Annotated in this window: 16 protein-coding genes; 8 read left to right on the top strand and 8 right to left on the bottom strand. The window is 42.9% G+C overall.

Annotated features, from left to right (window positions below):
- The first annotated feature begins 51 nt into the window (after positions 1-51).
- From ACFS6H_RS01705 to ACFS6H_RS01720, 4 genes are all read left to right on the top strand, one after another.
- A complete protein-coding gene (locus tag ACFS6H_RS01705) occupies positions 52-447 on the top strand; it encodes an OsmC family protein (RefSeq protein ID WP_386094467.1) in 396 nt (131 codons plus the stop codon).
- Positions 448-451: 4 nt separating this feature from the next.
- Positions 452-865, top strand: a complete 414-nt coding sequence (locus tag ACFS6H_RS01710) for an RrF2 family transcriptional regulator (protein WP_386094470.1) — start codon at positions 452-454, stop codon at positions 863-865.
- Between the two features lie 124 nt (positions 866-989).
- Positions 990-1,625, top strand: a complete 636-nt coding sequence (locus tag ACFS6H_RS01715) for a peroxiredoxin (protein WP_386094473.1) — start codon at positions 990-992, stop codon at positions 1,623-1,625.
- 249 nt (positions 1,626-1,874) lie between these two features.
- On the top strand, positions 1,875-3,017 hold the full coding sequence (locus ACFS6H_RS01720; RefSeq protein ID WP_386094476.1) for a formimidoylglutamase: 1,143 nt from the start codon (positions 1,875-1,877) through the stop codon (positions 3,015-3,017).
- A gap of 1 nt (position 3,018) precedes the next feature.
- On the opposite strand, the gene ACFS6H_RS01725 is transcribed toward ACFS6H_RS01720, so the two are convergent.
- Both ACFS6H_RS01725 and ACFS6H_RS01730 read right to left on the bottom strand, forming a co-directional pair.
- Positions 3,019-3,456 carry an RrF2 family transcriptional regulator gene (locus ACFS6H_RS01725; RefSeq protein WP_386094479.1) on the bottom strand — a complete coding sequence of 146 codons (438 nt, stop codon included), beginning with the start codon at positions 3,454-3,456 and terminating at the stop codon, positions 3,019-3,021.
- A gap of 7 nt (positions 3,457-3,463) precedes the next feature.
- Positions 3,464-3,856, bottom strand: coding sequence for a group III truncated hemoglobin (locus ACFS6H_RS01730; protein ID WP_386094482.1), 393 nt, complete (start codon positions 3,854-3,856; stop codon positions 3,464-3,466).
- Positions 3,857-4,056: 200 nt separating this feature from the next.
- Here ACFS6H_RS01730 and ACFS6H_RS01735 point away from each other — a divergent pair, with 200 nt between their 5' ends.
- The gene (locus ACFS6H_RS01735) at positions 4,057-4,425 is read left to right on the top strand and encodes a DMT family protein (RefSeq protein ID WP_386094485.1); all 369 of its coding nucleotides are present in this window, start codon (positions 4,057-4,059) and stop codon (positions 4,423-4,425) included.
- Between the two features lie 7 nt (positions 4,426-4,432).
- Here ACFS6H_RS01735 and ACFS6H_RS01740 read toward each other — a convergent pair whose 3' ends face one another.
- Complete coding sequence (locus ACFS6H_RS01740) at positions 4,433-5,119, bottom strand: TIGR02117 family protein (RefSeq protein WP_386094488.1); 687 nt, start codon at positions 5,117-5,119, stop codon at positions 4,433-4,435.
- A gap of 108 nt (positions 5,120-5,227) precedes the next feature.
- Between ACFS6H_RS01740 and ACFS6H_RS01745 the strand changes: the two genes are divergently transcribed.
- Genes ACFS6H_RS01745 through ACFS6H_RS01755 form a run of 3 tightly spaced genes read left to right on the top strand, consistent with a single transcriptional unit; the run spans position 5,228 to position 8,637 of the window.
- Positions 5,228-6,376 (top strand): serine hydrolase domain-containing protein, encoded by a 1,149-nt coding sequence (locus ACFS6H_RS01745; protein WP_386094491.1) that lies wholly within the window; start codon positions 5,228-5,230, stop codon positions 6,374-6,376.
- Positions 6,377-6,396: 20 nt separating this feature from the next.
- Positions 6,397-7,005, top strand: a complete 609-nt coding sequence (locus ACFS6H_RS01750) for an alpha-ketoglutarate-dependent dioxygenase AlkB family protein (RefSeq protein WP_386094494.1) — start codon at positions 6,397-6,399, stop codon at positions 7,003-7,005.
- A 42-nt stretch (positions 7,006-7,047) separates the two neighbouring features.
- Positions 7,048-8,637 (top strand): S8 family serine peptidase, encoded by a 1,590-nt coding sequence (locus tag ACFS6H_RS01755; RefSeq protein WP_386094497.1) that lies wholly within the window; start codon positions 7,048-7,050, stop codon positions 8,635-8,637.
- A gap of 68 nt (positions 8,638-8,705) precedes the next feature.
- Here ACFS6H_RS01755 and ACFS6H_RS01760 read toward each other — a convergent pair whose 3' ends face one another.
- The 5 genes from ACFS6H_RS01760 to ACFS6H_RS01780 form a co-directional block, all read right to left on the bottom strand.
- On the bottom strand, positions 8,706-9,737 hold the full coding sequence (locus ACFS6H_RS01760) for a hemin-degrading factor (protein WP_386094500.1): 1,032 nt from the start codon (positions 9,735-9,737) through the stop codon (positions 8,706-8,708).
- 33 nt (positions 9,738-9,770) lie between these two features.
- Positions 9,771-10,547 (bottom strand): heme ABC transporter ATP-binding protein, encoded by a 777-nt coding sequence (locus ACFS6H_RS01765; RefSeq protein WP_386094503.1) that lies wholly within the window; start codon positions 10,545-10,547, stop codon positions 9,771-9,773.
- A 100-nt stretch (positions 10,548-10,647) separates the two neighbouring features.
- Complete coding sequence (locus ACFS6H_RS01770; RefSeq protein ID WP_386094506.1) at positions 10,648-11,697, bottom strand: FecCD family ABC transporter permease; 1,050 nt, start codon at positions 11,695-11,697, stop codon at positions 10,648-10,650.
- Between the two features lie 21 nt (positions 11,698-11,718).
- Positions 11,719-12,594 (bottom strand): heme/hemin ABC transporter substrate-binding protein, encoded by an 876-nt coding sequence (locus tag ACFS6H_RS01775; protein WP_386094508.1) that lies wholly within the window; start codon positions 12,592-12,594, stop codon positions 11,719-11,721.
- 225 nt (positions 12,595-12,819) lie between these two features.
- Positions 12,820-13,881 (bottom strand): HmuY family protein, encoded by a 1,062-nt coding sequence (locus ACFS6H_RS01780; RefSeq protein WP_386094510.1) that lies wholly within the window; start codon positions 13,879-13,881, stop codon positions 12,820-12,822.
- Positions 13,882-13,904: the final 23 nt, after the last annotated feature.

The following is a 13,904-nucleotide window of genomic DNA, read 5'->3' on the forward strand; positions in this document are numbered from 1 at the left end:
TGCTGATTGCTGAATGCTGAAGACTATAAAATATCGTTTAAAATAAAAAGGATGACAACGGAAACAGTTTGGATCAATAACCATGTTTTTGACAGTACGTTTGAAGGAAATACGTTCAGGATTGACGGTGATAAAAAGGAAGGGCCCGGGCCTAAATCCCTGTTATTATCAGGACTGGCCGGCTGTTCGGGTATTGATGTGGTGGATATTTTAGAGAAAATGCGGGTGCCTTTTTCAGGCCTCAGTATTAAAGTAAATACCGAGCAAACCGAGGAGCATCCTAAGGTTTTTAAAGATATTGAGGTGGAGTACCGACTGCATACCGCTGCCGAAAATGAAGATAAAGTGCGTAAAGCCATTGAGTTATCGTTAAATAAATATTGCGGCGTAGCGGCTATGCTGCAGAAAAATTCAACAATTCGTTATACATTAGTGTTATTACCGTAACAACATGCTATCAAAAAAATCGCAATACGCTTTTAAGGCACTGGCCTATTTAACCGAGAAGTTTAACGACGGCCCGGTATTGATATCGGATATTGCCAAAAAGAAAAAAATTCCCCTGAAGTTTTTAGAGAATATTTTACTGGAATTGAAGAAAGCTGATATCCTGGATAGTAAAAAAGGTAAAGGCGGCGGTTATTTTTTAAAACAAAGACCCGAAAAAATAAAAGTAGCCACCATCATCAGGCTGGTGAACGGCCCTATTGCCATGTTACCCTGCGTTAGCCTGTACTTTTATGAGCGTTGTAAAAACTGCAACGAAAAACACTGTTACTTACACGATATGATGGTGGAAGTGCGTGATGCCACCCTGCAGATTGTAGAGAACCGTACGCTGAAGGACCTGAGCGAACACGAGTAATTCCCGATCCCCCCTTTATTTTTTTATACAAACAACCGTTATAGTTAAAGTTCGCCTTTTTAGTCTACTTTTTTGGTAGGGTATTATAAAAGGGTTAGATTTGTCTATCTAAAAAAGTTAAACTATGTCGCTACGCTTAGGGGATACGGCTCCCAATTTTAAAGCCCAGACCACCATTGGTGAAGTTGATTTTCATGAATATTTAGGCAATAGCTGGGGTGTATTATTTTCGCACCCTGCCGATTATACACCGGTATGTACCACCGAGCTGGGACGCACCGCACAATTAGGTGAAGAGTTTGCCAAACGTAATGTAAAAGTACTGGCCGTTAGTGTTGACCCACTGGATAAACACCAGGGCTGGGTAAATGATATTAACGAAACACAGAATACTACCGTTAATTTCCCCATTATAGCAGATGCCGACCGTAATGTGGCCACCCTGTATGATATGATACACCCGAATGCATCGGCTACAGCTACCGTGCGCTCCTTATTTATCATCGGGCCTGATAAAGCAGTTAAACTGATCATCACTTACCCCGCTTCTACCGGTCGTAATTTTGTAGAGGTATTACGTGTAATTGATTCTTTACAGTTAACCGCCAATCACAGTGTAGCTACACCTGCTGACTGGAAACATGGTGAAGATGTGATCGTTGTACCTGCTGTAAGCACTGAAGATGCGATCCAGAAATTCCCGAAAGGAGTGAAAGTGGTAAAACCATACCTGCGTTATACACCGCAACCCGATCTGTAAAACATTACAAAGATCTTAGATCCCAGATCTGGGATCTAAGATCTTTGTTCCCCTTCATTAGTTGTGTCTCTTTTTTCATGCCTTCTTCTCATACCTGGACACATATAGTTAATGTTACTGTTACTATCTGTTGTCCAGTACAATTCTTCTTTTTGTGCCCTGATGCACCATCCTGTTTTATAACCCCATTACCAAATTTCCAAATTAACTAATTCCCAAATTAACACTCCCCTTCCTATCTTTGCCGGCATGTCTGACCATCTACATATTGCCGATTTTTTAGTGCCGGTGAACCTGCAGCAGATCACCAACGATGAAGGATACCGTGAGGGACAATTGGGTAAACTGGTTGTTGCCTACGAGGAAGATAATTTTCCTGACCTGGACGATCCCCAGCTGGTAATTGTAGGTTGTGGTGAACAACGCGGAGCCGGCGTAATGGGTGCCCCGAGCAACGCTCCGGAATTGATACGTAAACAGTTTTACCAGTTATTTTACTGGCACCCCGATATTCACCTGGCCGATGTGGGGGATATAAAACCCGGATCATCTATTACCGATACTTATGCCGCTTTAAAAACAGTGGTGAACGCACTCATCAACGATGGTAAAAGAGTAATTATACTGGGTGGCTCACACGATCTTACCCTGGCACAATACCAGGCCTATGTACAGAACCAGCAACTGGTAGAAGCCGCCTGCGTGGATGCCCTGATTGACCTGGATATGGAATCGGCCTACCCGCATGATAATTTCCTGATGCGCATGCTGACCGGCGAACCTAATTTTTTACGTCACTATAACCATATAGGCTTCCAGAGTTATTATGTTCACCCGCGTATGCTGGAAACCATGGATAAGCTCCGTTTTGACTGCTTCCGCGTAGGACATGTAAAAGAGGCAATTGATGAAATGGAGCCCGTAATACGGAACAGTCATTTATTCTCCTTTGATGTATCGGCCATTGCCAATGCCTATGCCCCGGCCAATATTATTACCCCCAATGGTTTTACCGGAGAGGAAAGCTGTATACTGATGCAATATGCAGGTATGAGCCCCTCGGTTAACTCTATTGGTATTTACGGTTACAACCCGCGCCTGGATAATAATGAATTAACCGCCAAACAAATTGCCCATATGTTATGGTATTATATTGATGGACGTACCAGGGCAAAACGGGAAGCAGTACTGGAAGAGAGGGAATCCTTTAACGAATTTCATACGGTGTTTGCCGAAGTGGAGACTATATTTTTACAAAGCAAACGCACCGGCCGCTGGTGGGTACAACTCCCCAATAAACAATTCATTGCCTGCAGTTACAAAGATTATTTACTGGCCAGCAGTAACGAAATACCCGAGCGCTGGTTAAGAGCCCAGGAGCGGGAAGGATAAACTATTTATCTAAACGCAGCTGCCCTTTTAGTAATTGAGCATTAAACTTACCAATGGTGGTTGTATGCATCATACTGGTGATCTGTGTACGTATTTTTTTAAACTCGTTATGTAAAGGGCAGGGATTATGCCCCGAACATTGTTGCAGGCCCATGGCACAACCTGTAAAAATATCATTACCGTCAATAGCGTTTACAATAGCTGACAGGGGTTGTTGCAATCCCTTTTCATCGAAATAAAAACCACCATTTGGCCCTTTGGCCGATAGTATTAAACCAGCTTTGCTGAGTTGTTGCAATATCTTGGCTAAAAATGCTTCCGGTGAGTTAACCTGTTCAGCAATTTCTTTTATCCCGCATTTATACCCGGCATGTGAACGTTGTGCAATGTAAAATACCGCACGTATACCATACTCGCATGTTTTGGAAAATAGGCCCATAAGGATACTATTGTAGAGGATACATATTTGTGCCCCGGTAAAAAGCAATTTTATGTTGGAACATGGCTGCCATTTTTCCGGACCGCCATTTGGCTTCATCCGCCGTTTTACCTGTAAATAATTCATCCACCGCGGCATGAAAGAGCTGCAGCCAGCGGTTAAAATGTGTTTCGTTAATAGGCATGTTGGCATGCGGCGGAAAGGGACTACCTGCATAAGTATGCTCATCCAGCAGTACCGTTTGCCAGAACCGGTACATCTTATCCAGGTGATGGGGCCAGTCTTTTATGGCACCCAAAAAAATGGGGCCTAATAATTCATCCTGCTGCACCTGTTGGTAAAAACTGTCTACCAGTATCTTGATATGGTGAATGTTGGTGATATCTGTCTTTACTGCCATAATCCCTGCTTTTACCATACAAAGATACACAACAAAATAATAAAGGATATTTTTATCCTTTATTATTTTAGACTCATCACTGCCAACATTTAGCCAGCCGCACACACAAGGAACCCTGGTAAAAACAGTAAGAAGGATTATAGAATATTTTTGTAATAACAAATGCCGATGCAGTAATATTGTATTACAATTATACACGTATGAAAGGCTTTTACACCATCGCATTATTAATTCTTTCCAACACTTTTATGACCCTGGCCTGGTATGGCCACTTAAAATTTGCCGAATGGAAATGGTTCAGCAAACTGGGACTGTTTGCCATTATCCTCATTAGCTGGGGAATTGCCCTTTTTGAGTATATCTTCCAGGTGCCGGCCAATAAGATGGGCTATAATGGTAACGGGGGGCCGTTTTCCCTCTTACAACTAAAAGTGATACAGGAAGTTATTACCCTGGTGGTATTTGCCGTGTTTACCCTGCTCTTCTTTAAAACAGAGACTTTCCGGGTAAACCATATCATTGCTTTTGTATTACTGGTAGCGGCCGTTTATTTTATGTTCAAAAAATGAGTTGCAGTTATTTATACTGATAAAAAATCCCCTTATCCGTCACTGTCCATAAACAGGCTTTCTGTTCTGCAGCCTTTAAAGCATTATTGGCCCAGGTATTACAACTGTAAAACAAACTATAACGTCCTTTAGCTTCGTAAAAAGCATCGGTGCTGCCATAGCCATCATTTACACTGGGTATATGAACGGTATTGCCACCGGCATCCAGGTCAAAACTGTTCACTAAAAATTTATTCAGGGCTTCATATTGCTGGTAACTTATCTGTATAGCTTTACAATTTTCACCTTCATTTATCTGCGGGTAAAAAGTGGCATGTAAGGCCGAAGTGCTTAAATAAAACATGGCTTTAAAAGCCGTACTGAATTTTAAATCAGACCACTGGGGCGTTTGCAGGTAAAACCCTTTATCACCCCAGCCAATGCCTACATAAGCCATGGTGCTGTCTTTATCATCCGTATGCTCATATTTAATGTACTTTGTCCAGTCAAATTGAGCTGTTTTAACCGGCACCACAATATCCGTATGTACCCCGTTGCTTTTAATATAAATAGTTACTTCGTCCGGCCCTTCCAGCCTTGCTTTTTTATTAACCGGAATATAGGGGATCAGCCAGGCGGCCAATGCATATAATGCTAATATGCCGATGATGATGCCCAGGGTCTTTAACGTAATACGGATAATTTTCTTTAGCATAATAAAGGTTAATGTTCCTATATGAATACTTTATTTCATCAAAAGTAACCCCTGTGATGGCGGGATGTAGATAAAGTAGGTAAATTTAACAATCCAAATAAGCTTATAATGAAAGTATGGTATACACTATTGCTGCTGGTTACAATTGTATTTACGAACAGTAAATCATTATCTGCGCAGCACCCGGTAGAAAAATCCATCGACAGCATCATGCAACGGTTCCAGGCGGTAGGTATATCGGTTGCTGTTGTCAAAAATAATAAACTGGTCTATAACCATTCGTTCGGCTATAGCAACCTGCAAAACAAAACACCGTTGACCACTGATCACATTTTCCGTATTGCCTCTATCTCCAAATCATTCACGGCTACCGGTATCATGCAACTGGTGGAAGCCGGCAAACTTTCCTTACAGCAGGATATCAGTGAACTGTTAGGCTTTACTGTACGCAATCCCAAATTCCCGGATAAGGTGATCACCCTTAAAATGTTACTGGCCCACCGCAGCAGCCTGAACGATAAACAAGGATATTTTACACTCGATATTTTACAGGCGGATAAAAATCCTGAATGGGCAAAAAGCTTTAATGATTATGAACCGGGCAGTACCTATCAATATTGTAACCTCAACTTTAACCTGGCCGGCACCATCATTGAAAGAGTTTCGGGCCAAAGATTTGACAATTATATTGTACAACATATTTTTAACCCCCTAGGGTTATACGGCGGTTATTGTAATGATTCGCTGGACAACCGCCGCTTTGCCACCTTATACGAATACAATAAGGACAGTAATATTTTTGTGGCAGCTGAAAACGCTTATCATCCCCGCCGGGAAGAGCTGGCTAAATATATTATGGGCTACAGTACGCCTGTATTTTCACCCACAGGCGGGGTAAAGATCTCTGCACATGACCTGGCCCGGTATATGATGATGCATATGAACAGGGGCAAGCTGGGTAAACAACGTATCATCAGTAAAAAAAGTTCCGGGCAAATGCAAACACCCTTTGCAGCCGATAACAGTTACGGGTTGGCTTTAGAGGTAAATACCAGTAAAGTAGTACCGGGTGTAACACTTACCGGGCATACCGGTTCTGCCTATGGTTTGTACAGTGCCATGTTTTTTAACCCCAAAAAGAAATATGGATTTGTGGTCATTACCAATGGCTGCAAGCTGGAAGATACCGATGGTATGAACGGGTTGTTAAAAGAAAGCTTACAAGCCTTATATCGTTATTTTATACTTAATCCATAAACTGATTTTCAATAAAGCCAATGACACTTTTTCCAGCTGAATATGATGCCGGGCTTAACCTTTTACCACATGATGGCATTGTAAATTATTACGGTAAAATTTTTGACGCAGCGGCAGCACAGGCTTATTATAATGCTCTTTTAACAGGCATTGACTGGCAGCCCGATGAAGCCATTATCTTCGGTAAAAAAATTATCACCAAACGTAAGGTAGCCTGGTATGGCGATAAACCTTTTTCCTATACCTACTCCAAAATAACCAAACAGGCATTACCCTGGACTGATACTTTATTGGCGCTGAAACAGGCCGCCGAACAGCATTCCGGCGAACAATACAATTCCTGTTTATTGAACCTGTACCATAACGGAAGTGAAGGCATGGCCTGGCATAGCGATGGGGAAAAGGATCTGAAGAAGGATGGCGCCATCGGCTCTTTAAGTTTTGGCGCCGAAAGAAAATTTGCATTTAAACACAAACAAAGCGGTGAAACCGTTTCCGTATTACTGGAACATGGCAGCCTGCTGGTAATGAAGGGCCGCACCCAAACCCACTGGCTGCACCGCTTACCGCCCAGTACCCGCATAGGTACTGCACGTATTAATTTAACGTTCCGCACTATTATACAATAACCGCTATTCCCTATTTTTATACCTGTAGCAAACATGATAACTATGTTGAAATACTGGCTCGGACTTTTTTTATTCGCTCCTCTTTTTAGCACTGCCCAAACGGTAAAACCCCAAATAAAGGACTGGCATTACCTGGATTATAAAAAAGATGGCTATATGGGCATTAGCCTGAACCAGGCTTATGAATTATTAAAAGGTAAAAAAAGCGAACCGGTAATTGTTGCGGTAATTGACAGCGGCATTGATACCCTGCAGCCCGACCTGTTACCCGTATTATGGAAGAATCCTAAAGAAATACCGAATAATGGTATTGATGATGATGGCAATGGCCTTGTAGACGACTATTATGGCTGGAATTACCTGGGCGCTGCCAATGGCGAAAACCTGGCCGTTAGTGTAAGCGATATTTACCGCACCTATCACCGCTTTAAACAACAATTTGAGAACAAAACAAAAAAGAATATCCCCGATAGCCTGCAATGGCAGTTCAGCGAATGGCAACGGGCCACTAAAAAAATAGAGGACGCTTATAAAGAAGCGGCAAAGAATATTGATATTATCAGGGCCAACTGGGATATTATCAGTAAAACCAATGACGAATTAAAATGGCTGCTGAAGAAAGATATTTTTAACCGGACCGACCTTGATAGCCTTAAAATAGACAAGAACAATCAACAGCTTATAGCCCTTTGGCGCAATATTTTTAATAACCAGGATTTCTCCAATGCCGCTTTTATAAAAGACTACGGGCAGTTTAAACAGGAAACGGAAGACGACCTGAACAAGAAAACAGTACCACCCACTCCTTTTCGTGATAGCTTATTAAATGACAATGGTTACGATATAACCAAAACACATTATGGCAATCATAATCTTACTACCCATAGCGGTTACCATGGTACCAGTGTAAGCAGTGTTATCGGGGCTGTACGTAATAATGGTAAAGGCATTGATGGCATTGCCGATAATGTACAGATCATGATGATACGGGGTATATTGGGCAAGGATGAGTTTGACAAAGATGTGGCGTTATCCATACGCTACGCAGTTGATCATGGCGCCAAAGTGATCAATATGAGCTTTGGCAAATATATTTCCCCGGATAAACGCTGGACAGATGAAGCCATTGCCTATGCCTTGTCAAAGGATGTGCTGTTGGTACATGGCTCCGGTAATGATACCACCAATACGGATAATGATATGAATTACCCAAGCGCTTTTGCCATTAATAATACCCGGTTCCCTAATTTTTTAAATGTAGGGGCCAGTGCCGATCCCAGCACGGGCAACTGGGTAGCTGATTTCAGCAATTATGGAAAAAAAACAGTTGACCTCTTTGCTCCCGGCGTATACATCCATTGTGCTATTGCCGGCGATGGCACCCAAACAGCTGATGGCACCAGCCTGGCCAGCCCGGTGGTAGCCGGTGTAGCGGCCTTACTGCGTTCCTATTTCCCAAAACTTACAGCCGCTGAAATAGCCGATATTCTTAAAAAGTCCGGGCAATCCATACCGGAGAAAGTAAACAAGCCTGGTAGTAAAACCGAAAAAATAAGTTTAAGTGAATTATGCGAGAGTGGTAAAGTAGTGAATGCCGCTGCGGCAGTTAAACTGGCCATGGAGTATAAATAAAACAAAAAAGGACAATAAAAAGGGAGTGTTAATCAAAACACTCCCTTTTTATTTTATACATCAGCTAATTAAAAATCAGCTACTGTTTTCACTACTTCTCTCCAGCTTTCCAGTTCAGGAATACCGGGTTTACGCTTACCAAATAACTGAATAATTAATTCACCGTTTTTATCAAATACTTCCAGAGCGGTAACAATACCGGCTTCGCTCGGCTTTTTAACCACGTAGGTCTTAGCAATTGCTTCGGTACGTAAGTGTACATTCAGATCAGGATCTAACACATTGAACCATGGGCCTGTTCTTACCAGCCTGTTCACTTCACCGGTGTGAATCTGGATACAACCACGGTTGCCTACAAATATCATGATCGGCGCTTTTGTCTCCGATGCTTTCTGTAACACCGTTTCTACCGCTTCGTTACTTACTTCCTGTACAAAGCCTTCGGGCGCCAGGCGTAAACCCTGTGTACGGCTTACACCAAATTTTTTCAGTATACCAAAAAACTGGTGCGTGTCGGTAATATTCCTCCAGCCTTCCTGGAAACCGGCCACATCAATTTCACTGTCAGGTTTTTCGGCAGGTGTGGGAGGATAAGCTTCCGTGGTAATTTCCAGTTGCTGGTCAGCAGCTGTATATTTTGCTTTTAAAGCTTCGTAAGCTTCTTTATTGCTGTCGTCAGTTAAATAAATTTTATGTACCGCCTCACCGCTTTTATCAAAAAACTGGAAACTGAAACGGTCGTTCTCATTCACCGCAAAGCCATACTTCCAACCCATCATAAATAAACGCAGGTCAATATCCGGGTCTAATACCAGGCCAACATGCGGGCTATCAAAAGATACATTGTTGTACACCCCTTTACGTTCGTGTACACAATCATCATTGCGGGTAAGCGCCATTACACGCCCCATGGTATTTACTTCTTTTAAAAACTCGCGGAAATCGCCTTCCAGCAACGTAACAGTTTCACCAATGCCGGTGGCCAGCAACTGTGCTTCGCTGCTGCCTAACAGGCGGGCAATATCCCTGATACGGGCCTTGGGGTTCTCTACCCTGGCTGCTTCGTATTTCTCCTTTAAGGAACTTAAAGTTGTTTCCATATTTTCAATTTTGACTTTTTATATTTTAAGCGTCTACATTTTTACCACCACCAGTTTGCGCCTGGAATCGGGATGCTGGATAATTTCCGTATCCACCTCGTACACTTCCCTGATATGATGTTCGTTCAACACACTCAGGTCGCCAAATGCAATTTGTTTCCCCTGTTTTAACATCAGCACTTTATCGGCATATTGTAAAGCCAGGTTCAGGTCATGTAATACCGCCACCACGGTAAAGCCCCGCAAGGTCAGCTTCTTGGCCAGTTGCATTACACTGTGCTGGTACTGTATGTCTAATGCACTCACGGGCTCGTCCAGTAACATCAGTTTATTATTGGCATCTCCATCCCACAACTGTGCCAGTATACGGGCTATCTGCACCCTTTGCTGCTCACCGCCGCTCAGTGTGAGGTAGTTCCTGCCCTGTAAATGCTCAATGCCGGTATAACGTAAACATTGCTGCACGGTATGCCTGTCCAGCTCGCTCGGGCTGTTTTTAAAATGCGGGTAACGTCCCATCATTACAATCTCCTCTACACCAAAGGGCAAACTTATCTGGTAATTCTGCGTTAACACCGCCCTTACTTTGGCCAGCGATTTATCTGTCCATTTGGATAACGAAATATTATTCCAGCTCACATCGCCCTGCTGTGGTGTCCACTCCTTACTGATACATTTCAACAAACTGCTCTTGCCTGCCCCGTTGGAGCCCAGCACCACCAATAACTCGCCTGCATTTGCATGAAAAGAAACATCCTGCAACAAATGCCGTTTATTATGGATTACTGATATGTTGTTTACTTTTAGCAAAAGTTATTTGTTACTTGTTATTTGTTAGTGATAAAAGACCGAAAGAACAATAACCCAACGTTGAACATTTGAATCTTTGGAACTATTGAACCCTTCCCTCCTACTTATCTAACATAAACGCCTTATTACGCTCCTTTAATAATAAATACAAAAAGAACGGTGCGCCGATAAATGCTGTCACAATGCCAATGGGTATTTCTACCGGTGCTATGATGGTACGACATAAAAGGTCGGCTACCAGCAATAACAAAGCACCCAGTAAAGCCGATGCAATGAACAGGTTTTTATGTTCGGGGCCTATCAGCTTTCTTACAATATGTGGTATCACTAAGCCTACAAATCCTATCACCCCGCTCACACTTACACAGGCTCCTACGCCTAAAGCCGTTAACAGTATTACTTTCAGTTTTAATCGTTCTACCCGTATGCCTAAATGCAGGGCGCTGGTCTCTCCCAATGTAAAGGCATTCAATGATTTTGACATCAGTGGTAAACACACAATACACAGTAGCGAGAAAGGCAGTATGGCTAATAAATTTGTCCAGTTAGCGCCACCCAGGCTACCCAATGTCCAGAACGTGATGGTGCGCAATTGTGCATCACTGGCACTTAAGGTAATAAAACCCGTTACCGAGCTGGTTAAGGCACTAATGGCAATACCTGCCAGTAACATGGTACTTACAATGGTTTTACCGCCGGCCTGCGATAAACGGTATACGGCCATCGCGGTTATAAAAGCACCACCAAAAGTAAAAATGCTCAATGCATATAATCCCAGCTGGCTTTGTAAGCCGGCAAACAAGGTTGTGCTTAATACAATGGCAATAACTGCTGCCATAGCGGCCCCGCTGCTGATGCCTACCAGTCCCGGGTCGGCCAGCGGATTACGGAATAAGCCCTGCATAGCTGCTCCGCATACCGATAAGGTAGCCCCGATTAATATGGCAAAGAACACCCTGGGCAAACGTATGGCCATGATCACGGCCTCCTGTTGTTGTGTAAAGTTTGCATCGCCTGCCATACCTAACTGGTGCAGGATAATGGACAATACTTTACCGGGAGGTATGCCCAAAGCGCCAATACCCGATGCCAGAACAATGGCAACCAGTAACAGCACTGTTAATATGGTAATTAAAACCGGTGGACGCATAATAAATAACTACAACAAAATTTATTTGGTTCCGGTTGCCGGTTTATCATGAATCAGTGCTGCCAGGTCAACCACCGCTTTTCCCATACGCGGGCTTAAGCCCGCCAGGTACTGGCCATCCATGGTAATGAACTTTTTATTTTTACCGGCATTGGTACTCGCAATACCGGGTACTGTTAACAATCCTTCGGCTCCACCCAGGCTTTCCAGGCCACTATCAAAAAACAGGATCACATCAGGGTTCTCCCGCACAACGGCTTCCGCAGTAAAAGGTTTAAAGCCGTCCACTTCGGCGGCTGCATTAATACCCCCGGCCAGGTTAATCATTGTATTGGGTGCAGTAGCCGTACCCGCAACACTCATGGTGCCGGCCCCGCGGGCATAAATAAATAATACTTTGGGCTTGTTCACGGTATCATACTTGGGCAATGCTGCCAGGTCGGTATCGATCTGTTGGGTTATTCTTGCCGCTTCTTCCGGTTTACCCAAGGTGTCCGCCAGGGCTTTTACCAGGTCCCTGGTGCCTTGTAAGCTATACTCGCGGTGTAATAATACAACGGGTATGCCGGCTGTTTTAAACTGTTCGGCCACTTCGGGTTTCATACCCTGCTCCAGGGCAATTACCACGGTTGGCTGCATGGCGATCACCGCTTCGGCATTTACATTCCGGTTATGCCCGGCTTTGGGCAGTTTGTTCATTGATTCGGGGTAGCTGCTGGTTACATCCACCCCTACAATATTCTTTTCATAGCCCAGCTCACATAAAATTTCGGTTAAGGTCCCGTCCAGTGAAACGATTTTTTCCGTATTGATGGATGATTGCTTATCAGCCGTATTACAGGCCGTAACAGCCATCACGATCATCAATATAAAGAAGAGGTATTTATTATTTTTCATTTTAGTTTTTTGTTATGGGCCGTATTACTACTATTAGCTTTAGTTGTGTCACTCACTGCATCGTTCTGCCCGCTATTCAGCATTATGGAAGTATAAACCCAGAGGCCCTCTGCCTGCCATGACAAAGCAATGACAATTATGGTAAAAGGGGTTACGGAAAGGGAAAAGGGATTTACGCAAAAAGGAAAAACCGCCTCCAGGGCGGTTTTTCCAATAAAGTGTCGATTATTTAACCAGTTTATACTCAATTCTTGGCTTTCCTCTTTCTCCACCATCACTGGCGTGGAAGTTTAAGAATTTTAATTTGTACACATTACCTGCTGCATCTTTAATAACAAAAAACCTGTCAGTTAAAACACCTACCGGTGCACCTGGAAATTCAGCAGAAGGTGAAGTTACTCTCCACTTATGTCCAATTACATTATAGTCACTGGAAAAAGTTGTAGTAGCTATGTTACTGGCTGAATAAGCATCGTAGCTCACAGTTGAGTTTAATACAAGCGCTGCAGTAACGCCACCAAGCTTATTAATAAATATTAAATCAGAAAAATTGTACGGTACTATTGTTCCGCCAAAATTTGTTTCATACACAGAGTAGGTCCATACAAAGTCCCATTTGCTTTTTTCTGGTTCACCAGTAGCTATCACACCATTATCAAAAGATACTAACTGAAACGAATAGTCTGAATTTTTTGTGATATTCACAGTTTGAAAAGTGGTAGCATTTAACTCACCATACTGTAAAGTATAACCATTTCCATTCCTTGTTATTTTAGCCTTGATCCATGCACGTGCAGCTATTCCGCCGCCAGTGCCCCTGTTAATAATAATTACTTTATTGTTTGATGCGGTTGCAGAAACTTCTGGTATTACAGTACCGGTTAACGAACCATTTAAAGCATCAATGCTATTGTAATGTGATGCGGAAGGCGAAGATTGGCTAATGGCCAATGTTAAACCCGCAGTATCGGCTGCCACTACTGCGCCTAAATCCGTTTTTTCTAATACCTTAACAGCTGCGCTTGTTGTATTATTAATTTTTACACGAAACTCACTGCCACCATAAAAACCTAAATCCCAACTAGCCCTTGCAACAGAATCTTGTTTATCTGCACTAAAATCAACAAAAACCGAATTTTTTGCACTCGCACCGCCGGCTCCACCATTTAATTGTAATTGTGACCCACTGGATGGAGGAATTACAATAACAGGATCTTTATCTTTTTTACATGCTGTAAATAAAGCAGCTAAACAAAGGATAGCTGACAATTTTTGAAAACGCAACATAATGGTCTTTTTTAGTTTATTTT

The organism is Terrimonas rubra, assembly GCF_042686025.1.
Lineage (GTDB): Bacteria > Bacteroidota > Bacteroidia > Chitinophagales > Chitinophagaceae > Terrimonas > Terrimonas rubra.